The sequence below is a fragment of the Ruminococcus sp. AF31-8BH genome, from assembly GCF_003460605.1.
Classification (GTDB): Bacteria; Bacillota; Clostridia; order Lachnospirales; family Lachnospiraceae; genus Blautia_A; species Blautia_A acetigignens.
In genome coordinates this window covers 80276-103218 of sequence record NZ_QTVN01000009.1, presented here as the reverse complement: position 1 = coordinate 103218, position 22943 = coordinate 80276, and the positions used below count along the sequence as shown (strand labels likewise).

The 22943-nt window shown below is 45.7% G+C and carries 20 protein-coding genes and 7 tRNA genes; 1 reads left to right on the top strand and 26 read right to left on the bottom strand.

Annotation, left to right across the window (positions count from 1 at the left end; translation table 11 throughout):
* Window positions 1-2 precede the first annotated feature (2 nt).
* From DWZ38_RS12515 to DWZ38_RS12435, 17 genes are all read right to left on the bottom strand, one after another.
* Window positions 3-1913 carry an ABC transporter ATP-binding protein gene (locus tag DWZ38_RS12515; RefSeq protein ID WP_117853160.1) on the bottom strand — a complete coding sequence of 637 codons (1911 nt, stop codon included), beginning with the start codon at window positions 1911-1913 and terminating at the stop codon, window positions 3-5.
* Complete coding sequence (locus DWZ38_RS12510) at window positions 1910-3667, bottom strand: ABC transporter ATP-binding protein (protein WP_117853158.1); 1758 nt, start codon at window positions 3665-3667, stop codon at window positions 1910-1912. Before DWZ38_RS12510 ends, DWZ38_RS12515 begins: the two co-directional genes overlap by 4 nt.
* Window positions 3668-3683: 16 nt before the next feature.
* A complete protein-coding gene (locus DWZ38_RS12505; RefSeq protein WP_021925608.1) occupies window positions 3684-4217 on the bottom strand; it encodes a MarR family winged helix-turn-helix transcriptional regulator in 534 nt (177 codons plus the stop codon).
* 185 nt (window positions 4218-4402) lie between these two features.
* Complete coding sequence (locus tag DWZ38_RS12500; RefSeq protein WP_021925609.1) at window positions 4403-4675, bottom strand: acylphosphatase; 273 nt, start codon at window positions 4673-4675, stop codon at window positions 4403-4405.
* A gap of 64 nt (window positions 4676-4739) precedes the next feature.
* On the bottom strand, window positions 4740-5603 hold the full coding sequence (locus DWZ38_RS12495) for a protease modulator HflC (RefSeq protein ID WP_021925610.1): 864 nt from the start codon (window positions 5601-5603) through the stop codon (window positions 4740-4742).
* Window positions 5604-5690: 87 nt separating this feature from the next.
* Window positions 5691-6725, bottom strand: a complete 1035-nt coding sequence (gene hflK, locus DWZ38_RS12490) for an FtsH protease activity modulator HflK (protein ID WP_117853154.1) — start codon at window positions 6723-6725, stop codon at window positions 5691-5693.
* A 302-nt stretch (window positions 6726-7027) separates the two neighbouring features.
* Window positions 7028-8725: an adenine deaminase gene (ade, locus tag DWZ38_RS12485; RefSeq protein ID WP_117853152.1), complete on the bottom strand. Its 1698-nt coding sequence runs from the start codon at window positions 8723-8725 to the stop codon at window positions 7028-7030.
* A 185-nt stretch (window positions 8726-8910) separates the two neighbouring features.
* A complete protein-coding gene (locus DWZ38_RS12480; protein WP_021925614.1) occupies window positions 8911-9672 on the bottom strand; it encodes an RNA polymerase sigma factor region1.1 domain-containing protein in 762 nt (253 codons plus the stop codon).
* A gap of 73 nt (window positions 9673-9745) precedes the next feature.
* Window positions 9746-9826 (bottom strand) — tRNA-Leu (locus DWZ38_RS12475).
* Between the two features lie 63 nt (window positions 9827-9889).
* A tRNA-Lys gene (locus DWZ38_RS12470) sits at window positions 9890-9962 on the bottom strand.
* An 8-nt stretch (window positions 9963-9970) separates the two neighbouring features.
* Window positions 9971-10042: transfer RNA gene (locus DWZ38_RS12465), tRNA-Gln, on the bottom strand.
* Between the two features lie 9 nt (window positions 10043-10051).
* Window positions 10052-10125: transfer RNA gene (locus DWZ38_RS12460), tRNA-His, on the bottom strand.
* Between the two features lie 5 nt (window positions 10126-10130).
* Window positions 10131-10204 (bottom strand) — tRNA-Arg (locus DWZ38_RS12455).
* 19 nt (window positions 10205-10223) lie between these two features.
* Window positions 10224-10294: transfer RNA gene (locus DWZ38_RS12450), tRNA-Gly, on the bottom strand.
* Between the two features lie 33 nt (window positions 10295-10327).
* Window positions 10328-10402 (bottom strand) — tRNA-Pro (locus tag DWZ38_RS12445).
* 275 nt (window positions 10403-10677) lie between these two features.
* Window positions 10678-11214, bottom strand: a complete 537-nt coding sequence (locus DWZ38_RS12440) for a hypothetical protein (RefSeq protein ID WP_117853149.1) — start codon at window positions 11212-11214, stop codon at window positions 10678-10680.
* 115 nt (window positions 11215-11329) lie between these two features.
* Window positions 11330-13294 carry a clostripain-related cysteine peptidase gene (locus DWZ38_RS12435; RefSeq protein ID WP_117853147.1) on the bottom strand — a complete coding sequence of 655 codons (1965 nt, stop codon included), beginning with the start codon at window positions 13292-13294 and terminating at the stop codon, window positions 11330-11332.
* 208 nt (window positions 13295-13502) lie between these two features.
* On the opposite strand from DWZ38_RS12435, the gene DWZ38_RS12430 reads away from it, so the two are divergent.
* The gene (locus DWZ38_RS12430; RefSeq protein WP_117853145.1) at window positions 13503-14249 is read left to right on the top strand and encodes a LytTR family DNA-binding domain-containing protein; all 747 of its coding nucleotides are present in this window, start codon (window positions 13503-13505) and stop codon (window positions 14247-14249) included.
* Window positions 14250-14289: 40 nt separating this feature from the next.
* Here DWZ38_RS12430 and DWZ38_RS12425 read toward each other — a convergent pair whose 3' ends face one another.
* The 9 genes from DWZ38_RS12425 to DWZ38_RS12390 all read right to left on the bottom strand — a co-directional run bounded on the left by DWZ38_RS12425 (window position 14290) and on the right by DWZ38_RS12390 (window position 22841).
* Window positions 14290-14769 (bottom strand): metallophosphoesterase, encoded by a 480-nt coding sequence (locus DWZ38_RS12425; RefSeq protein ID WP_117853143.1) that lies wholly within the window; start codon window positions 14767-14769, stop codon window positions 14290-14292.
* A complete protein-coding gene (locus DWZ38_RS12420; protein ID WP_178105332.1) occupies window positions 14766-15350 on the bottom strand; it encodes an XTP/dITP diphosphatase in 585 nt (194 codons plus the stop codon). The genes DWZ38_RS12425 and DWZ38_RS12420 overlap by 4 nt, the downstream gene beginning before the upstream one ends.
* On the bottom strand, window positions 15347-16531 hold the full coding sequence (locus tag DWZ38_RS12415; protein WP_117853137.1) for a class I SAM-dependent RNA methyltransferase: 1185 nt from the start codon (window positions 16529-16531) through the stop codon (window positions 15347-15349). The genes DWZ38_RS12420 and DWZ38_RS12415 overlap by 4 nt, the downstream gene beginning before the upstream one ends.
* A gap of 18 nt (window positions 16532-16549) precedes the next feature.
* Window positions 16550-17092, bottom strand: a complete 543-nt coding sequence (gene yfcE, locus DWZ38_RS12410) for a phosphodiesterase (RefSeq protein ID WP_117853338.1) — start codon at window positions 17090-17092, stop codon at window positions 16550-16552.
* A gap of 125 nt (window positions 17093-17217) precedes the next feature.
* Window positions 17218-17553: a rhodanese-like domain-containing protein gene (locus tag DWZ38_RS12405; RefSeq protein WP_117853135.1), complete on the bottom strand. Its 336-nt coding sequence runs from the start codon at window positions 17551-17553 to the stop codon at window positions 17218-17220.
* A gap of 230 nt (window positions 17554-17783) precedes the next feature.
* Complete coding sequence (locus DWZ38_RS22260) at window positions 17784-17954, bottom strand: hypothetical protein (RefSeq protein WP_021926376.1); 171 nt, start codon at window positions 17952-17954, stop codon at window positions 17784-17786.
* 430 nt (window positions 17955-18384) lie between these two features.
* A complete protein-coding gene (locus DWZ38_RS12400) occupies window positions 18385-20034 on the bottom strand; it encodes a hypothetical protein (protein ID WP_117853132.1) in 1650 nt (549 codons plus the stop codon).
* Between the two features lie 256 nt (window positions 20035-20290).
* The gene (locus DWZ38_RS12395) at window positions 20291-21397 is read right to left on the bottom strand and encodes a hypothetical protein (protein WP_178105331.1); all 1107 of its coding nucleotides are present in this window, start codon (window positions 21395-21397) and stop codon (window positions 20291-20293) included.
* 28 nt (window positions 21398-21425) lie between these two features.
* On the bottom strand, window positions 21426-22841 hold the full coding sequence (locus tag DWZ38_RS12390; protein WP_117853128.1) for an MBOAT family protein: 1416 nt from the start codon (window positions 22839-22841) through the stop codon (window positions 21426-21428).
* Window positions 22842-22943 lie beyond the last annotated feature (102 nt).

The following is a 22943-nucleotide window of genomic DNA, read 5'->3' as shown; positions in this document are numbered from 1 at the left end:
TATCAGCCATTATACAACTGATAATATTTGCCCTTCTGGGCAATCAGCTCGTCATGAGATCCTCTCTCAATTACACGCCCCTGCTCCAGAACCATAATGCAGTCACTGTTTCTGACAGTAGATAATCTATGTGCAATTGCAAATGTAGTTCTGCCCTCCATCAGCTTATCCATACCGTCCTGTACCAGCTTCTCAGTACGGGTATCAATGGAACTGGTAGCCTCATCCAGAATCAGTACGGGAGGATCTGCAACTGCTGCTCTGGCAATTGCCAGAAGCTGTCTCTGACCCTGACTTAAATTGGCTCCATTATTGCGCAGCATAGTCTGATAGCCATCCGGCAGCCTGCGGATAAATCCATCTGCGTTAGCCAGTCTGGCTGCTGCAATTACTTCCTCGTCTGTGGCATCCAACTTACCATAACGGATATTCTCCATAACAGTTGTGGTAAACAGATTAGTATCCTGGAGAACGATTCCCATGGAGCGTCTCAGATCACCTTTTTTAATCTTATTGATATTGATTCCGTCATATCGGATCTTTCCGTCCTGAATATCATAGAAACGGTTCAAAAGATTAGTGACCGTTGTCTTACCAGCCCCGGTAGAACCAACAAATGCAATCTTCTGTCCTGGCTTCGCATACATCCGCACATCATGAAGCACGATCTTATCATCACGATAACCAAAATCTACGCCATCAAGAACAATATCGCCCTTCAGCTCGACATAATCTGTTGTTCCTGTAGCTTTGTGATAATGCTTCCATGCCCAGCGTCCGGTGCGCTTCTGAGACTCCACAAGCTTTCCATTCTCTTCCTTCACATTTACCAGAGTTACATATCCCTCATCGACCTCCGGCTTCTCATCAAGAAGATCAAAAATACGCTTGGCACCGGCAAGAGCCATAACAATGCTGTTAAATTGCTGGCTCACCTGATTGATCGGCTGACTGAAGCTCTTATTAAAGGTGAGGAAGCTTGCCAGACCGCCAAGTGTAAATCCACTGATTCCATTTACTGCCAGAACGCCGCCGACAATTGCACAAAGTACATAGCTGATATTTCCGATCTGTGCGCAGGTAGGCATCAGAACATTGGCAAATTTATTGGCATTGTTCGCACTCTCAAACAGTTGGTCATTCAGTTCGTTAAATTTACTAAGACTCTCCTCCTCATGGCAGAAAACCTTAACAACCTTCTGGCCCTCCATCATCTCCTCAATATATCCATTTACAATACCAAGGTTCTTCTGCTGTTCCATAAAGTACTTACCACTAAGACCTGCAAGATTCTTGCTGGCAACCAGCATAACTCCAACCATGAACAGAGTCACAATAGTAAGCGGTACGTTTAGAATAATCATGCTTACCAGAACACTGATAATGGTGATCACACTGGAAATCAGCTGTGGAATACTCTGACTGATCATCTGACGCAGGGTGTCGATATCATTGGTATAAATGGACATGATATCACCGTGTGCATGCGTATCGAAATATTTAACCGGCAGGGTCTCCATACGCCCAAACATCTCATTTCTAAGATTGCGCAGGGTTCCCTGACTGACATAAATCATCAGCCGGTTATATGTATAGGTACAGCCTACACCAATGGCATAAAAGCAGGCAACTCGCAGGATTGCCATAGCCAGAGGGTGGAAATCCGGTGTCTCTGATTTCAGAAGAGGCAAAATGTACTGGTCAATCAAAGTCTTGGTAAACATAGTACCCTGTACATTGGCAAGAACGCTGACTACAATTCCAATCACTACAAGAATAATATGGATTCTGTAATTTTTAACAATATATGCCAATAGCCTTTTCAGCATTTTGCCTGGATTCTCTACCATAGGACCGGAACGAAAAGCAGCGCCTCCCCTTCCCGGGCCTTTTATAGGTTTATTACTGCTCATGCCTGCTCACCTCCTTTGTTCTCATCGAAATCTCCGCCGCCCTTTATCTGGGAATTATAAACCTCCTGATAAATAGCATTGTTCTTCATTAATTCTTCGTGAGTTCCAAATCCGCTGATCCGTCCCTCATCCATAACAATAATACGGTCCGCGCTCTGAATACTGGAAATACGCTGTGCAATGATCAGCTTAGTTGTATCCGGAATTTCTTCTGCAAAGGCTTTTCGAATTCTGGCGTCTGTAGCAGTATCCACCGCACTTGTAGAATCATCCAGAATCAGAACCTTCGGTTTCTTAAGAAGCGCTCTGGCAATACACAGACGCTGCTTCTGACCACCGGAAACGTTAGTTCCTCCCTGCTCAATATAGGTGTGATATTTGTCCGGCATTTTCTCAATGAAATCATCTGCGCAGGCAAGCTGACATACGCGCCGGCATTCTTCCTCCGAAGCATCCTTATCACCCCAGCGCAGGTTTTCCAAAATTGTCCCGGAAAACAGTACATTCTTCTGAAGTACAACTGCCACCTGATTACGAAGGCTGTCCATATGGTACTTGCGCACATCCACACCACCAACCTTCACAGAACCGGAGCTTACGTCATAAAGACGGCTGATCAGATTGACAAGACTGGACTTGGCGCTTCCTGTTCCACCGATGATACCAATCGTTTCACCGGCATGAATGGAAAGATTAATATCCTTGAGCACCGGCTCCTTACTGTCTTTCTTGTAGCTGAAATCAACATGGTCAAATACAATGCTTCCATCAGCAACCTCCATAACCGGATTCTGAGGATCTGCAAGATCTGCCTTCTCATTGATAACCTCAGATACACGCTCTGCACTTGCCGCACTCATGGTAACCATGACAAATACCATGGAGAGCATCATCAGGCTCATAAGAATATTCATACAATATGTAAGAAGGCTCATCAGTTCACCAGTTGTCAGACTGCCGCCGACAATCATCTTTGCACCCAGCCAGCTGATTCCAAGAATACATGCATAAACAGTAAACTGCATAACCGGCATATTCATAACAACCAGCTTCTCAGCTCTTACAAACATTTCATAAACCTTATTACAGGCCTTCTGAAACTTAGTTGTCTCATAGTCCTCACGAACGTAGGCCTTTACCACGCGCACTGCATTAATATTCTCCTGCACACTGGCATTAAGGTCATCATACTTTTCAAATACTTCCCGGAAATATTTCGTTGCCTTGCGCATAATAAACACAAGAAAGCATCCCAGGAAAATGACTGCGATCAGATAAATGCTGGCGATTCTGGCATTGATCATAAACGCCATTGCCATAGCACAGATCAGGCTGGCCGGAGCACGGGTACACATACGCAGAATCATCTGGTACGCATTCTGCAGGTTAGTCACGTCAGTAGTCAGACGAGTGATCAGACTGGCTGTGCTGAATTTGTCAATGTTTGAAAATGAATATGTCTGAATATTGGTATACATGGCCTTACGCAGGTTACGGGCAAAGCCGGAGGACGCATATGCTCCGTACTTTCCGCCTAAAACACCTGTAATAAGCCCTGCAACAGCAAGAAGAGCCATAATGGCACCTCTCTGATAAAGATAACTGATATTCCCAGCTTCTACACCATGATCAATCATATCCGCCATTACAAGCGGAATCAGTGTCTCTACCACAACCTCCAGTATCATAAATACCGGAGTGAGGAAGGATGCCTTCTTGAACTCTTTTACCTGAGCAAGTAGTGTTTTTATCATCAGGTTCTCCCCTTTCTTATTGTTTCTTAATCACTTTTTTTGGCTCGGTTATTTCTCCTGCCTCCTGGCAGGCTTTGACAACATTTTCCCGGATCATGTCCGCAGTCTCATAAAATTCCTCCAGCTTCTTTTCAGGAATATCGGCGCTAAGTGCCTTCTGGATACGGGCAAAGTTATCAATGATTTCCATCTGAAACTCCATTCCCTTCGGAGTAAGCACCAGACGCTTCAGTCTGGCGTCCCTTGGTATGGATTCACGGATAATCAGCTGTTTCTTCTCCATAGACTGAAGAATTCCGGAAGCTGTGGAACGAGCCATCTGAAATTCCGCTTCCAGATCTTTCTGAAAAACATCTTCGTCTGAATGTCGGTAAAGATAACCGATGATCCAGCCCTGCATCCGATTGATTCCTGCTTTCTCATCCACTTTGGACTGATATGCATTTACAAGACGGCCTATCATCATATCAAGCGTGTGCAGCTCACGTCCAATGTGTCTGCCGGTCCATTCCCCTTTCCCCGGGCCACATTCTTTCTTTTGTACTTCCATATTTCCCTTCTTTCACAGGCATGTGTCCGAGTTCCGCAATTTCCAGCGGTATTCCCTCGTTCACACTTTCACGGCCATAAAAATAGTTCGCGCGCGAATTGTTCGGATTCGAACTGTTCGTGTACGAACTATTATAAGTGGTGTTTTTTTAATTGTCAACTATATTTTCTCATCAGCCAGAAGATTCAGCGGGCGTAAAAGCTCCACTCTTCTTCATCAACAGGAAGATCCTCCATCTGGTATTTCTCTATGCGGATAAAGCTCCCGCTCTGGATTTCCTGGATCATTTCTTCAATCTGGGAAAGCTCTCCCTGTACCTCCATCTCTACTCTGCCGTCCCACAGATTATCCACCCATCCGGTAAGGCCATTGGCTCTCGCTGCATTGGTTGCACGATAACGGAATCCCACGCCCTGCACCTGGCCTGAAAAATATATGTGTTTTCTTACTTTCGCCATTGTACGTCACTCCTTATATTCCTTATGATATACGTCAGGCCAGACAGATGCAAGATTTTTTCTTTTATTTTCCTTCAAAAATCTGAGCGATAGGAGAATCTGATGACAGAATAATGGTTTTGTTTCCGCCTTTCATGGATGCCTTTAGCGCATCCAGGCTTCTTACAAAGGAATAGAATTCGCTTCTTTCCTCTTCTCCATAGGCCTGGGCAAGAATTTTCATGTACTCCTGCTCACCTTCTGCCTCCAGAATCTCGGCCTGTTTTTTCGCATCGGAGATCTGAATGGTCACATCCTTGTCTGTGGTATTTCGGATCACCTTTGCCTCAGAGTTTCCCTCTGCAGTATAGGTAGCTGCAATATTGTCCCGTTCGGAAATCATTCGCTCATAGACAGCTGCCTTATTATCATCCGGCAGATCCAGCCGTTTTGTTTCAAATTTGATCAGCTGGACTCCGTACTGCTCCATGTTATCTCCTATAGCATCCATCACCTGTTCCGATAATTCGCCGTCACGGCTTGTGATCACCTGATCCTGTGACAGACTGCTGATCACATTTTTGGTAGCATTATATACTGCCGTGTTGATCCTGCTCTCGCTGCTTTCCAGAGAACAGTTTAAGGTCTGGGCGAACTTAAGCGGATCCTGGATTCTCCAGAGCACGTAGCTGTCGCTGATCATAGTCTTTTTATCCTTGGTAATTACGTCAGATGCAGCCAGATCGTACAGCAGGGTCTCTTTGGGAAGCGACTGGGTGCTTTCGATAAATGGAATCTTAAAGCTGATGCCAGGCTCGCTGATCACCCGGTCAACCTTACCAAATTGACGGATCAGCTTATATTCATTCTGCTGGGTTACCGTCACCGATGCACCAGCCAGCGCCACAACTGCGATTCCGATTATTACAGCAATATTTTTCATCTTCATAATAGTCTCCCTCATTTTTCCTATATGGTGATATCACGCAAAGGCTATCTGTCCCTTTTGCTTCTATGTACAGGTTCTGAATTTCCTTTACTTTTCTGTATCTGTATTCTGGGTATCCATATCCAGCGTATTCTCTGCGGCAAAGGAATCCACAGGCAGTATTTTCTGAACGCCGTCCCCGTTGTCAATAATAATCTTCATTTCAGGAAGCACTTCTTCCATTGTCTCATAAAACATACGGATTTTCGTGGTCTGCGGGTTCTTTACATATTCCTCATACATTGCATTAAACCGGGCAACCTCTGCCTCTGCTTCATTGATACGAACCTGCTTCTGTGCCTGGGCATCCTGGACGATCTGGTCTGCCTGTGCCTGGGCTTCCGGCAGCTTCTCGTTTCGGTATTTGTTGGCATTGTTCAAAGCAGTTTCTTTTCCCTGCTTGGCAGTCTCCACAGCCTTAAAAGCTTTCATAACTTCCTGTGTAGGCGGCTCCGAATCCTGGATGGTGATATTTACAAGCTGGATTCCAATATCCTGTTCCTCCATCTGTTCCAAAATCATCGCTTTGATCTTGCTCTGGATCTCACCCTTTCCTGTGGTAAGAACCTCGTCCACGTTATAACTTGCGATCACAGTACGAATGCAGCTTTGGGCAATATTATTCAGGATTTCCTCCGGTTCTCCGGATGCGTACAGGTATTTCACCGGCTCGGTGATCCTGTATTCCACAAAGAAATCCACATCAATAAAGTTATAATCAGAAGTGATCATAATGCTCTCACTTTCCACAACCTCATTGTTTACCACGCTGTACCCGATTGGAAAACCCTGGATGGTGGTGTTTACCTTCTGGATTTTCTGTACCAGCGGCAGCTTGAAATGAAGTCCTGTTTCCGGCACTGCCTTGGGAACCCCAAAGGTAGTCAGCACAGCCTGTTCCTGCTCCTGGATCTGATAAACAGAATCCTTCACCAGCCCGCTTAGGATCACCAGTCCCAGGGCTCCTGCCACCAGATACTTTACCCGCTTTCCTGTTTTGTTTTTTGGATTTTCAGGAACTTTCGACGGCTCTTCTGATGGGTTTACGCTTTCGTTTTCAAACTCCTGATTCATTTCGCTCATGTTTTCTCCTCCATACGTTTTCCATACCATAATCGTTTCCAAAGAAAAGAAAAAGACTTTTATTTCAGGCACATGTTTCATGCCCCAAATAAAAGTCTCGCTGATTTCTCATAATGCGGGTATTCTTAATCTACCGTTCTGACGCATTTATGAACCATTTCGTAGAAAAACCTGTCTGGTTCTCTCTTCGTGGCCGCTACTCCCTTTTCTTTGATCGGTATCATATCATCTCTTTTATGAAATGTCAAGAAATATTTTTACACTTTTTATATTATCTTTATTTTGTATGAAAATTCAGTCTTTTAATAAAAACTTCCGTTTTCTACATCATACACGCCCCGAGGAGTGATGCGGATCTGAGGGATTACTGGAAGTGCCATAAAGGACAGGGTGATAAAGGGATCGTGGCCTTTTTTTACTCCCATATCATGAGCCTTCTGAATCATTCTTTTCAGCGTGGCATTGTCTTTCTCAAATCCTTTGTCGCTCATCAGTCCCATAACAGGCAACGCCAGGGTATCAAATACTTTATGATTTTCCACTATGGTATAACCTCCCTGGGTGCGAATCAGTTCCCGCACGGCAAGCTCCATATCCTCATCATTGTCGCCGATTACAATAATATTGTGGGAATCGTGGGATACACTGGATGCGATAGCGCCGCCTCGAATGCCAAAGCCGCCGATCACGCCTCTGCCGATTTTTCCCGTTGCCTTGTGGCGCTCTACCACTGCAATTTTCTGGTAGTCATCGTCTGGCTGGAATTCGCATGGACCATCGGAAGCTTTCAGGGTTCCTTTTCTGGTTGTGATCTGTCCTTCCTCACACAGGATCACCGGGAAAGTACCGTCTTTGGATTCCAGATGAAAGGCTTCTTTTGAAAATTCTGCCACATGCACGGTGTTTTTCAGTTCAGACGCACATGGTTTTATAACAATATTCTCATTTTTATCTATTAATTGTCCTTTGTAGTACACGTCTTCAACTTCTACATTTACAAGATCAGAAAGAACAAGAAGGTCTGCCTGTCTGCCAGGTGCTATTGCCCCTTTGTCTTTCAATCCATAGCAGTTGGCGGCATTGATGGTTGCCATTTTGATTGCGGAAACCGAGTTCATGCCTAGACGGATTGCTTTTCGCACGTTGTGGTCAATGTGGCCTTCCTGCTGAATGTCCTCAATGTGCTTGTCATCTGTGCAGAAACAGAAGCCCTCGCCGTTCATTTTTCTCTGTACAAGGCCGCCTACAAGCGCTTCCAGATTCCGGGCTGCACTGCCCTCGCGGATCAGTATGGTAAGGCCATTTCTTCTTTCTCTCATGGCATAGTCAAAGAAGCTGCATTCATGGTCTGTTGCAATTCCCGCCATGGCGTAGGCCTGAAGGTCCCCTTCCACCAGAAACGGTGCATGACCGTCCCGGATCCTGCCTTCAAAAAGCTCCAGCTTGTCATGCATGCCCTTGTCTCCCTGTACCACGGAAATGCTGTCCATCACCTCGCCAAGCCCCAGAATACGGCTGTTGTTCAGATAAGGAGCCATATCCTGTGCAGTAAGTGTACAGCCGTTATCGTCGATTCCGGTCGCCGGAACGCAGGAAGGCATCATCACGTACACATTTGCCTTTACATCCTCCGTCTGTTCCAGAATATAGTCAATGCCGGCAAGACCGGATACATTGGCAGATTCATGGGGATCCACAATAAAAGTGGTGGTTCCGTGGCGGGAAGCTACAGTCACCAGCTCTGCGGGCGTTACCAGCGTGGATTCCAGATGCAGATGGCTGTCAATAAATCCAGGACAAACATATTTTCCGCCAAGATCCCGTTCTTCTTTGCCCTGGAAGCTGCCGATTCCTGCTATGATCCCATCCTGAATGGCAATGTCTCCGCGAATGATCTCTTCTGTAAAAACGTTGATAATTCTTGCATCTTTTAACACCAGATCTGCTTGTTCCAGACCTCTTGCGATTCTGGAATACTGCTGATATTTTTCCAAATTCATATATATCCTCCTTTCATTTTCAAACAATATTTTATTATACGCAAAAATATTTTGATTATTATTTATGATATTAACACTTGTATGGTAAAATAGCAACGAGAATTTGAAGGGAAATAAAAAAAGCATCGGATTCTAAACGATTGAGGTCGTCAAAATTCGATGCTTTTCAAATGCTCTGTTAATTTTTATTTATCATCTCCGGTAAGACGCAGGATATCCCGGATCTCATCCACATTCATATCAAGGATTACAGCCAGCTCATCAATGGTAAAACGGTTCTCACCGTCGTCATCTGTGAGATCCTTTACCGCGGATTCCAGCTTCTCCACCTTGGCTACCAGGCAGTCATCCTGGAACTTCTGCTGTGTCTGGTCTTCAATGGCCGCAATAATTCCCTTGCGCAGCTGAAGACGCAGCCATGGGTCATCTTTATGCTCTGCTTCCGGATCAGACAATGCTGTAAGAAGCACTACGTTAGCTTCCTGAATCAAATCTGCCAGGTGAATCTCTGCGCAGTTCATGTCTGCTGCCATGTTTGCCGCTACCGGCAAATAAATACTGGTAAGTGCAGCTTCTGCAAGAGCATCCCCATCTGCAAGATTTTCAAAAAGCGTATGGACCATTTCCTGGCTTACTTCCTTCCCAGTGCTTACCTCTGACAGGTATTCTTTCAGATAAGCTTCTTCCTCCGGGGTAAGAGGTGTCTTGGTTCCATTGGGCTGAGCTTCTGCCTCCCCGGCTGCTTCCTCCGCCTGGGCTGCATTTTCTTCCCCTTCTATTGTAATTCCCTGCAGCTTCAGATACTGCAGGACCTTCACCATCTGGCTGGTCTCAAGATCTGTACTTGCAAAATGCTCCCGGATCTGCTCATGTGTCAGCAGATTCCCATTCTGTTTTCCCAGATCACAAATTTCTCTTAATTTTTCCTGAAACTGAACAACGTCCATTCTGTTCCTCCATATTAAACAATCCGAACCTATTCTTCTTACGAAGAACTGATCCGGATCATTCCTCATTCGCTGCGGATGACAGGACTTGAACCTGCACGTCGTAAACACCAGAACCTAAATCTGGCGCGTCTGCCAATTCCGCCACATCCGCATATGCTATATTATTTAAAAAACCGGAACACCTTATCAAAAGGCTTCCGGTTCTCCTTAGCAGTGAAGCATCGGGGATTCGAACCCCGGACAACTTGATTAAAAGTCAAGTGCTCTACCAACTGAGCTAATGCTCCATATAAAACTGGGCTAGCTGGATTCGAACCAGCGAATGCAGCAGTCAAAGTGCTGTGCCTTACCGCTTGGCGATAGCCCAAAGGCAAAGGGTGGATACAGGGATTCGAACCCTGGGCCTCCAGAGCCACAATCTGGCGCGCTAACCAACTGCGCTATATCCACCACAGCGTGTCAGAAGGGATTCGAACCCCCGACCCACGGCTTAGAAGGCCGTTGCTCTATCCAGCTGAGCTACTGACACATGCTCTCTTCATCAGAGAAGCGGGTGATGGGAATCGAACCCACGTATCTAGCTTGGAAGGCTAGTGTTCTACCATTGAACTACACCCGCATTTACGCTGAAACGGTAATGTTGTTACAGCAGTCGGGGTGACAAGATTCGAACTTGCGGCCTCCTGGTCCCAAACCAGGCGCTCTAGCCAAACTGAGCCACACCCCGATGTTTACAACATCATTTCTATGAAGTTGTCATTCCTCGATCTCTCAAGAATTTGTTTTCTCTCGCTCAAGGCAAGAGTTATTATATTATATGGCCTTCCATTTGTCAACACCTTTTTTTACATTTTTTTATATTTTTTTCAAAAAATAGAACAACTCCCGGAAACCCGCATAAAATAAGGGCTGGCGGCATTTCTGCCGCCTCCATTTTCCCCTTTTTGGACCTCGTTTTTCCTATTTTTCCTAAAATTTCTTCAAAAAACTTTTCCGAATTTTTTATTCCGCTCCATCTTCCGTCTGGGCAAATCCGCCGGTAAGCATGGTCTCAAAGAATGAGGCAAGCAGATCTGTTTCCTGCCGTTCCAAAGTCAGGGTACCGCCCTCAACGCCAATGGTCATGTCTGTCTCTGTTTCATCCTCGAAAGTAAATGTAAATTTCATGTCATTTGCTTCCTCATAAACCATATAGGTGCCTTCCGACTCTTCATCCTCCCCGAGAACGCCCATACATGCCCAGACCAGTTCTGATTTCTCTGTGTTAATGATCGCCACCAGTCCGTTTGCATTCTCAAAATCAAATGCCATCAGAATATCCGTGCCCTCTTTTTCATTGTAAGTGCCGTAATAAACATCCTCAAAGCCTTCCATCATGGTCGCTATTGCTTCGTCTACATCCAGGTCGCCGCTTTCCACAGCTTCCTGAGTACCGGACAGATAATCTCCGCCTCCTGCAGGCTTTGCCGCAAATGCCTGTGCCGGAACCATTATTGCCGTCATAAATACTGCCATTCCTAATACAACTTTTCTCTTCATAAATAAAATCCTCCTGTTTTTATTTTCCATGAAATATCTGTACACCCACCACTGCAAACCATGCTTATCACATAAGCATTTTTTAGCTGTTCAGTAGTCCTGATCATTACTGCTTCTACGCCTCAGCCTGAATCTCCCCGTCTTCTACAGTAAACAGAATCACATCCGAAGTGGCACTTTCATTTCTTGCGTCCACAAGCTCAAACATCATGGCAAAGGTTCCATCTCCCAGATCTTCCTCGCCAAAAGCGGTGTCCTCTGTAACGGTGAAGGTATCTACCTCCACCAGTTCCAGTTCATCATCGCCGGAAAGGGTTCCGCCATAGTGAAGGGTGGTAATCTCATCTCCTGGTTTTAACTTCACCAGATTACGGTCGGACATTCCATTGTCATCCAGCCCATTTCTTGCTCCAAGGATCTGGAAATCCTCCTCATTGTAATCATATACCACATGAAGCTGATATTCCTCGCCATTCAGAAGGATCGGCACGCTGTACAGGTTATAGTCCTCGCCTTCATAAATAATATCCATATACACCAGATAACCGTCTATTGCACCCCACACGCCCCGGAAATTATCGGTAAACACGCCGTTCTCCCAGTCCATATTAATGTCATTGTCCCGTCCAAGGTACAGAAGAATATCCTCTTCCTCATCAAAATAAGCCAGCTGGCAGTAAACGCCCTTCAGCATATTCACCGTATCCATGGAAAGCTCCATTACGCCGTAGCCGTCATCATTGACGTAAACCGGATAATCGGAATCTTCAGCCGTTTCCAGGGTAGCAATCTCTGGTACCTCATCATATCCCATTTCTTCCACATACTGCTGTCCCGCTTCACTGAGACTGCCGCTAAGCGCATAGCCGTAAAGATATTTAAAGGATTCGCTGGCACCAATTTCCGAATAAATATTGAAATCCGACAGGTTTCCATCATAGGAATAATAACAGGACAAGCCTCCCGCCTGCTGCCTGTAAGAGCCGTTTACCTTATAAACCACACAGTCTTCCAGCGCCGCGATCACATCCTCACAGGTATCCGTAAGAATATCCCGGTTATTTTCCGCCAGGTCCCTCAAATCTACCATATTGGTATATCCAGTGTCCTTTGTGTTGCCGCCGTAGTTCTCCGCATATTCCGCATTTCGCCCGAAGCAGGAAAAGAAGGACGGATCCTCACAGGCGTAGGAAAGCGCCTCTTTTCCCATATTATCATATGCAGTAAGCACTGCACCGATCTTGCCAAGATCCACCACGGAAAGGGTAGTCTCGTCCTCTGTGCCGTACATCTCACAGCCTTCCATATAGGTATCGCAGATCACAGTTCCAAGCTCTGCCCCGTCCATCTGCGGATTATCTGCAAGGGCCTGGACCCATCCTGTGTAATACCAGCCGTTTCCCGGCTCTGTTTCCTCGCTTGCCACCATATAGCGGGCAATATCGGAAAAAGCATTGGCGGTATCCACAGTCGCCATCAGACAGGCATCAAATCCCACCAGTTCCAGGGGAGGATTTTCCTCAGACAATTCATAAACCGAATCAAAGGCGTCATAAATTTCTGCCAGGGAAAGGGAATCATAGCCATACAGCTCATCAAAAGCCACGCCGCCAGCACTTCCGCCTCCGTGATTCCAGAAAATCACTGCCGTATGCTCTGCCGGATAATTGTCCCTGCAAAATTCCAGGAAGTCTGCCAGCGTGCTGCTCTCTCCCATATTGGCCGAATCCAGCTGCTGCACACACTCAAAGCCTTCACTGCTGTACACATACCGTTCCAGATAATCCGCTTCCACCGTCTCATTCTGCCACTGGCTGCTTCCGCCTGTTTCTATAACAATTTTCACATTTTCCGGAAGTTCTGCTTCCATCAGCTCACTAAGATCCTCTGTAGCACTTCCATAATTGCTTTCCAGATCACTGCCGCACAGGTACCAGTAGATGGCCCAGTCATCCGTTTCCTCGGCCTGTACTGCCTTTATTCCCTGCATATTTCCAAGGAAAGACCCCTGTGGTGCAAATGCCAGTGCCCCGGCTAATAAAAGGGAACCCGCTGTTTTTACTGCGCATTTTCTCTTCATACCGTCTCCTCCTGCTTTTCATATATGGTAATGTCCACACTGGTGACATGTCCGTTTTATCAGAACTGCTTTCATTTTTTTCATTATAAGTCCTGTTCCAGATCTCCACAATACATCTGGCAGGAACGTCTTTTTTCTGGCAAAAAAGCGCAGAGTGTGCTACACTGGTTGGGAATAACAGGATGGGAATGCAAAGGATGTGAACGACATGAAGATTGCCCTTGTGGACGATGAAAGGATTTATCTGGACGAAATGCAAAAGCTCTGCCTTGAATTTGCAGCGCAGCACACCATCCAGCCAGAGATTTTCCGTTTTTCCAGCAGCGAAGATTTTTTGAAAAGCTGGCAGCCCGGTTTTTATTCAATTATTTTTCTTGACATTTTTATGAAAAATGGAAATGGCATTGAAACAGCCCAAAAGCTCCGTGAGGGAAACGACAATTCTCTTCTTGTTTTCCTCACATCCAGCAGTGATTTTATGCCGGATGCTTTTTCCTGCCATGCCTTTGATTATATTTTGAAGCCAATTACCAGAAGCAGAGTTTTCCAGGTACTCCTGGATGCACAGAAACTTCTCCCTGGAAACTCACGCTATATTGAAGTGAACAGCAACAGACAGAATATTCCGGTCTTTTTGTCGGACATCCAGTCTGCCGCCACAGATGCCCATTATCTGGATATCCATCTGAAGGACGGCAGCCTTGTACGCACCCGCATGACAGCCTCGGAATTTCTGAAGCTTACAGGCGAGGACTGCCGCTTTCTGGTGATCAACAAAGGCCTGATCTTGAACATGGATTACATTTTTAATATGGAAAACAACAGCTGCATTATGACAGACGGCTCCCGTTTTCCCCTGCGGATCCGTAAGGCCAAAGAGCTTGCCCTCACCTTCCGTCAGTACCAGTTCAGCCAGCTTCGCCAGGAGCAGAAAAACAAAGGCTGGAATACATAGAGCGCACCCGACATCACATCAGGTGCGCTCTGTTTTTTTATTATAAAAACCGGATCTCCACTTCCGGTTCTTCTCCTTCGTGCAATTCCATCACTGCATAGCTTGGCTGACGGCCCTCCTGCCTTGGAAAAGAAAGGCTGCCGGGATTGATTACCAGTACGCCATTTTTCTTCTCGATTATCGGCTTATGTGTGTGCCCGAAGCATACCATCTCGCATTCTCTGGCTGCCGCCTCCTCTGAAATTCCGTAAAGGTCCATGGAAACACCGTAATTGTGTCCATGAGTTACCATGATCTTATGCCCTTCCAGAACAATCTCATCCTCTCTTGGAAGGTCGCTGAAAAAATCATTATTCCCGGCTACAATGGTGCAGGGACATTCTGCTAGAGCTTCAATAAAAAACTCTCTTCCCTCCACATCGCCGCAATGGATCAGATAATCAAAGTGCTGCTCCACTGCGACCGCAGCTTCCAGCTTCTCGTCTCTTCCGTGGGTATCGCTGACAATCAGTATTTTCATCGCAGTTCTTCCTTTATTGCCTGCAGAGCTTTTCCTCTGTGGCTGATCTTATTCTTCTCTTCCATTGACAGTTCCGCAGAAGTACAGCCATATTCCGGCAGGAAAAAGATAGGATCATAGCCAAAGCCGTTTTCTCCTTTTTCCTCATAGCCGATTCTGCCTTCCATGGTTTCCCTTACAGTTTCCACTCTTCCATCTGGAAAAGCAGCTGCAATGGCACAGACAAAACGGGCGGTACGCTTCTCATCCGGAACCCCTTCCAGTCTCTTAATCAGACTGGCATTCTTCGTATGGTAATCTGTGTGCTCACCCATATATCTGGCAGAATAAACGCCTGGTTCCTTATTCAGATAATCGATTTCCAGTCCGGAATCATCTGCCAGCACGATCTCTCCTGTCAGCTTGCTGATAGCGGTGGCTTTGATCACAGCATTTTCCTCGAAGGTTTTGCCGTCCTCTACAATATCCGCCTGGATTCCAGCTTCTTTCATGGACAGGATCTCCGCATCCAGATCTGCGAGAATCTCACGGATTTCTTTCATTTTATCTGCATTTCCTGTTGCAAAAATAATTTTTTTCATGATATGGTGCCTTCTTTCTTTTCCTGGGACTGGCTGCGCTTCGGGGGCTTTGGTCCAAGGAACTGGTAGAAATATGTTTTCAGCATTCCGTTGTAGATCTTACGGTTCTTATCCGCTTTCCGGCCAATGTCATTCTCTGCTTTGTCATAAGAGGTGATCAAATACATGGACCACTTATCAAGGCCGCGATAGCTCTCACCGATCTCACGGTAAAGCTGGGGCAGGGCTGCTTTTTCCTCAAGACGCTCGCCGTATGGGGGATTGGTGATAATAAATCCGTATGGCTTGGGATGATGAAGCTCTTTTACCGGACGCTGCTGGAAATGGATCAGGCTGTCTACCCCTGCCATCTTAGCATTGGCACGGGCTGCTTTGAGGGCTTCCGCGTCAATGTCATAGCCCTGGATATCGGTTTCAATTTTTAAGTTTACGCGGTCCTGCGCCTCTTCTACGGCGTTATACCAGCATCTTCTTGGCACAACGTGCTTCCAGTCCTCAGCCAGGAAGGAACGGTTCATGCCCGGCGCCATATCAGCAGCCATCATGGCAGCTTCAATGGGAAAAGTACCGCTTCCGCAGAAAGGATCCACAAGGCTGCGGTCTTTTTTCCACGGGGTAAGCATGATCAGGGCGCTGGCAAGCGTCTCGGTAATCGGCGCTTTAACTGTCATCTGGCGGTATCCTCTCTTGTGAAGGGATACGCCTGAGGTATCAATGCCGATGGTTGCCACATCCTTCATAAATGCCACGCGGATGGGAAAGCTTGCCCCGTCCTCTGGAAACCAGGATACGTTATAAACGCCCTTCAGACGCTCTACAATGGCTTTTTTCATAATGGACTGAATGTCAGAGGGGCTGAACAGCTTGCTCTTTACAGAGTTGGCCTTTGCCACCCAGAACTTGCCGTCCTGGGGAATGTAGCGCTCCCATGGAAGAGCCTTGGTTGCCTCAAACAGCTCGTCAAAGGTCTCTGCCTTCACCTCTGCAACCTTCAGAAGAATGCGCTCTGTAGTTCGCAGGAAAACATTGGCGTCTGCAATTCCCTGAGCATCTGCCAGGAAAGTAACCTTGCCATCCTCTACCTTGCTGATCTCATAGCCAAGATCCAGTATTTCCCGTTTCAAAACCGCTTCCAGGCCAAAATGGCAGGGTGCGATCAGTTCAAATTTTTCCGTACTCATTTACCGTATTTTCCCTTCTTAAAGTGCAATGCTTTTTACAATATTTCCCTGGAAATCCTTAATGGAAAAAATGCCATCCTCAAGCACTGCATATGTAGGCGGATTTCCTTCCTTTGGAATGGAGACGGAGCCTGGATTCAGGAGAATATAGCCTTCCATCTGCTCGGCCTTCAGTACATGGGTATGTCCGTGGATCAGGATGTCTCCCTGGCATAAAGGCGGCAGATTATTCTGGTTGTAAACATGTCCGTGGGTGGCATAAAATGTCTTTCCATCAATGGCAAGGATGCAGTAATCTGCCATTACCGGGAAATCCAGAACCATCTGGTCCACTTCTGCCTCACAGTTTCCTCTTACTGCATAGATCTTGTCCTTCATGGCATTCAGCATTGGAATTACCTGCTTGGGGGCATATTCCTTTGGAAGGTCGTTGCGCGGGCCGTGATAAAGCAGATCGCCCAGCAGAACCAGGCGCTCTGCCCTCTCTTTTTCGAAAGCATCCAGCATTTTCCTGCAGTAATATGCAGAGCCATGGATGTCTGATGCAAACATATATTTCATAGATTTCATTTCTCCTCTGTTTTTAAACTGTAAAATGTTCCTGGCCTTTCGCATATCCAATGCAGGAAACATTTTTCCTCTTTACCTTATCATGCCGGAAGAAAAATTACAAGAGAATACGCACATCACATAGAATCCTCATACTTTATATCACAGACCAGATTTCTTCCCCTGTATGCATTCATGCCGCCGATCACAGTTCGGGTCTCATAGCCATTTCTTGCCAGCACTCTTGCCGCCAGAAGGCTTGCCCCTCCCCGATCGCAGTACAGCACCAGGATCTTTCCCCTGGGAAAATCGTATTCTGACATTTCCTCGAATTCCTCATAGGGCAGATTTACGGCACCTTTCATATGTCCGGTGCGGTATTCTTCCCTGCTCCTTAAATCTATGAGAAAGGCATCTCTTCGCCCAACATAGTAATCCAGCATTTTGGCAGAAATCGGCTCAACGGGAAACATGACAGATCCCCTTTTTAACCAGTATATGCTGATTTTTCTGGTTGGGAACAAATTTTCCACTTTCCTATGGAGGCTGATAAATTATGCAGAAAAAAGACACAGAATCCCAAATGTCCTGTGCCTTTCTTCTGATCCGCCCTATTGGGCTTCACCAAGCTTTTGTTTTTCAGGCAGTATGATTCTGCCTTTTCGCTTTTATTTGTGCTGCTTTTTACAGCCAGCAGATTCTTTTAGTATTTGGAAGTGGTATCTTCCTCGGACTCGTAAGAATTGCGGTTCTTATTTTTGCTGCTGTTTTTTGTGTAAGTGTTTTTGCAGTCCTGAGAATTTGTCTCACTTTCGTAAGCTCTGTTTGTTGAATTCTTGCTGTTCTTGTTTTCAGATTCGTAATTTTTAGCCATTTGTGTATTCCTCCTGTTGAATGTTATCGGATTACTTTGTATATTCTCCCCAAAACCAACAAGAATATTCATCAAAATGATATTGCTTTTTTTTCCAGTTTATATTATAATTGCTCTTGTAAAAAGAATTTACCCTTCAAAAATTTTTTTTACATAACCCCTTATTTAATTATTTATACTCCCCTCGAAATACCCGGTAGCTCCCCTACCGGGTATTTCTCTGTGTATTTATAAGGGTTTGCGGGATTAGTGGAAACACTGTTCTTGTAATATTTTCGTAACATTCGATAGGTATGTCCAAAATATGTCCAAGCTTCGATTTTCGATTCCAGGCTTAGTTCTGATTCTTCATAACCTAATATAATCAGCCCCGGAACAGAATATGAATCTGTTTCGGGGCTGTCTTTAAATTTCTTTCATTTATGATTACTTATGCTGCAGGAGTCTCGCTGTCATCCAAGGTATCTCCAGCCATATCAGTCTGATCGTCATACTCCGTAATCTCCTCTGCACCGCTTCCAGATGCAGCTTCCATTACACTTTCCAGCCAGCCGTCCGGCATTCCGGCGCTAGTAAGATTCGCTGTGATGGTATCCATGTTAACATCCTCACCGAATTTCTCCACATCTGCGTCATTACTGAAGTCATAAACATCTGTGAGAGAAGCAAAATCAACAGCTTCCAGATCTTCGCCCTCATTGCCGCCTGTAATAGATAATGCGCCAAGAGAAACGCCGTTTGCTGCAAGTGTAAGGTTCCACTCCATATTATTTTCATCTTTGCCGTCAGTTGTAAAGATCAGCTGCATTCCGCCAAATGGATCATAGGAATTGCCGTCCTCATCTTCGATCGGTGCTCCGGAAATGGTGTAGGTACCTTTCCAGATGCCGTTCTCAACAGCCTTGGTGTCATAATCTGCAACCTCAATCACGGCTGCATCCTCTCCGCCGGAAGTAAAGGTATAAGTTCCGCTTAAAACATCACCGCTTAAGGTTCCGCTTCCGTAAAGTCCCACACTGTCCTCATCGGAACCCATAGTAAAGGAAAATCCTCTCTGGTCGCCGTCAGTTGTGCACAGATATCTGAAAAGACTCTCTTCCTGCTCACCGTCATCAGCAAGCACCTCGCGTCCTACCACTTCTCCATTGTCATCCACCCATGCTCTTAACACAAAGCCGGATGTATCGCTCTCATCAATTTCTCCGTCCAGATCCTTCTCCAGATCCTCGATTGCCTGCAGGAATGTATCATAGGAATATTCCGGATCGTTCATAGCTTCTGTCCAGCTCTCAATCAGTCCCTTCAATTCCTCATCCGTCTTGGCTGTGTCCAGAATCTGCTGGAACATTGGCTGAGCCTCTGCCTGTGTCACATGGCCTTCCAGTACTGTCAGTTCTTGGCTGACATCACCTGCTGCAGAACTCTGTGTCCCCGGATTCTCTCCGTCTGTCACATTGTCAAAAATAATGTCAGAATATCTGGTAAGGATGGAAGTCAGAGCATCCGCCTCCGGCAGATTATCCAAAGTAGAAAAATAGCTGTTCATAGCATCTGTCATATCTATGCTGGCAGAGAAGGAAGAATCCATTCCTTCTTCTTCCATTTCTGATTCTGCTTCCTGGGTCATCTGCTCCATGTTCATTTTGATATAGCCTTCATTCAGCTCCGGAATTCTCATATAAACTTCAGAATTCTCTGTATCAAAATAGTACTCGATGGTACAGATCTTCGTGCCATTTACCTTCACATCCATGGTTTCGATCATGGTACCCTCATTTAAGTTCACCTTAGTGTCCATAGATGCATCTTCAAGCCAGGAGATATCCACAGGGGTGAGCATTCCAAGGATTGCTTTTCCACCGTCATCCAGACTCAGCTTGATCTCTGCATTTCCTTTCACTGCGCCATCGCCGATCTGTGCAAGATCCTGTGCATAATCTGCGCCCATTTCCTGGATTGCTTTGGCAAATGCGGCTTTCTCCGTTTCCTTGTAGGAATCTGCTGCCCATGCGGTCGCAGGTACTGCACTGATTCCCATAAGAGATGCTAATATAATGGCTGTAATCTTTCTGTTCTTCATACTTTCCTCCTTAAGTCAGAATCTGTTACTGTTCACACCGTGCCCAGTAACACGCTTCGCGGAATATTACCAGTGAACAGTAGTCCGAATCTTCTGAGATACATTGACATTTAGTTGATCATGTCAGATAATTGAGTTGTTATTAGAATATCATCTGGCATATTTAATGTCAACAGATTAACAGTATTCAAATTTATTTTTGTAATCTGCATTTTCTCGCTATTGAGAAAAAAACTATTTTGCCCTTATATTTCTCTTATTTCTCGCAAATGTACTCACCCAAGTTTTCCATATATCTCTGATCCCGCTCCACCGTGATCACCACCACATCATCCGGCTTGTACTCTTCCAGAAGCTCCGGGGTAAAATCATCGATGCGCACAAACACCGCATTCTGATAACGATACGGAAGGAATTTCTCCAGACGGAGCCGGAAGGAATCCCCAATCACAAGAATGGTTCTCTCATTAGACGAATTAGAAGAAAAGACCTTCAGCGTCTCCTCCCCGCCTTCACTTTCTTCTTTTTTCACCTTATAGTGAAGTCCATCGTGAAAATCACTGAGCCCATATTCCCTGTCATCATCCAGTTCCTCATATCTGCCGATCATCCGGGACAGGTCCCCGCGACAGGGCTTCTCCCCTTTTTCTATCACAATCTTCTCAATTGGCAGGGATTCTCCTGTCAGATCCCGGGTAATCTTTTCACTGGTGATATAGCCGCCCAGATTATTCATATGGGTATCATATTTGCGGAACAGCTGATACTGTTCGGAATATCCATCAAGATAATCATAAAGATACTCAAATTCCACATCGGAATTTTCAGCCATATACCTGGCGAAGCTTTCCATTCTGGAATCCCCCTCACCGATGATCTCCGGCTTATCCGGCATGTACTGGGTATAAACAGTCTCCTTGTTCGGCGCTACATAATAATGGAATGTCTCCACGCCATACCCGTAGAGCCAGTCTTGCACCTTGGCAATTCCAGCCGCAATTTCCCTGCTTTTTTCCTCGGTATACAAATTGGTCTTCTGATAATCAGCCATTGCGTTTTCCCCGTCCTTAGAAGGCAGGTAAAAAAGCCAGTTATCCTTTCCAATCACCACATCTCCAATCTTCGTATTCCGAAAAAGGCTGGTATCCATATAATTATTCAGACTCACCAGCGCATTTTTGAAGGGAAGATGATCCTTATAAAATTCCTCAAAGGCCTCTGGAAATTCCCCAAGAGAAGACAGACTGACCTCCGGAAACGCCGCCAGTTCCCTGTTCTCATTATTCTGCGTATTAAATTTATCGGAAAAAGCCCCGAAAATCACATTGGGCAGTATCAGACTTCCTGCAAATAACCAAATCAAAACTTTTTGTTTTCTCATATTCTTCCTGTCAAAATCTGAAATAAATAAACGGATTGTAGCTGTTATTCACTAACGACATCACACAAAGCCACAAAATCGCTATAGATGCCACGATTCTTGGCACTGTGACCACGCCATTCTCCGGAAATTTCCCCGGCATTTTTTCCCGCAAAAGCCCATACACCTTCTGAACAAATCCCGCGAACAGAATTCCCATGATCAACAGAAACAGCAGCTTTTTGTCCAGATATGCGGAGGTCAGAATCATTCCTCCATGGGACACAAACAGGTTCTTCACATAAGAACAAAACAGTCCGAAGTCCTCCGCACGGAAAAGGATCCAGCCCAAGAACACCACGATCATGGTATATCCCCAGCCAACAAAGCCAGGCAGCTTCTCCAGCTTTTTCCCCAGCCACACCCGTTCCAGGATCAGAAACAGTCCGTGATAAAGTCCCCAGAGAATAAATCCGGTTCCTGCGCCATGCCACATTCCGGTAAGGAAAAACACGATCAGAAGGTTTCGGTAGGTGCAAAGCGCTCCTTTCCTGTTCCCGCCAAGGGGAATGTACACATAATCCCGGAACCAGGAGGACAGGGAAATATGCCACCGTCTCCAGAATTCTTTCACAGAGCCGGACACGTAGGGATAATCAAAGTTCTCCTGAAACTGGAAGCCGAACATTTTCCCAAGGCCGACTGCCATATCGGAATAGCCTGAAAAATCGTAATAGATCTGCAGCATATAGAGAACTGCCCCAAGCCACAAGGCCTTTCTTGACACGGCTTCCGGTCCGTACTGAAAAATATCATCCACCACTTCCGCGAAAGCATTTGCCAGAAGAACCTTTTTCCCAAGGCCCCAGCAAAAGCGCATGACTCCTGCCGCAAATTTCTCCACAGTCTCCTTTCGTTCCAGAATCTGCTGCGCAATATCCCGGTACTTTACAATTGGTCCTGCGATCAGCTGGGGGAAAAAGGAAATGTACAAAAGCATATACCAGAAATTCCGCTGTGCCTTTACCTCTCCCCGGTAAACATCAATCACATAAGACAGCGCCTGGAAGGTATAAAAGGAAATTCCAATAGGCAGTGCCACCTGGGGAATCGAGAGATTTCCAAGGCCGCCAGGCAGGATTTTGCCAATTATCTCTGCCAGGAAATTAAAGCATTTAAAATATCCCAGAAGGCCAAGATTGATCAGAACCGTTCCCCACAGAATTCCCTTCCTATGGGTCTTATGGTCTTCCATAAAAATTCCGCCCATGAAATTAACCAGAACAGAACAAAGCATGAGAAGAATATAAATAGGTTCTCCCCACGCATAAAAAAGCAGGCTGAAAAACACCAGAATCCCATTGCGGATTTTCCTCGGGCTAAGATAATAAGCCGCCAGCACCAGCGGCAGAAAAATCCACAGAAAAAGCATTGAACTAAAAACCATTTGCCTCTCCTTTCTGTGGCATTAGTATAGCAAAAAAACCTTCCGTACACCAGAGGCTATGTAAAAAAAGCCGCCGATGTATGGAAGGTTCCTGATTTATGT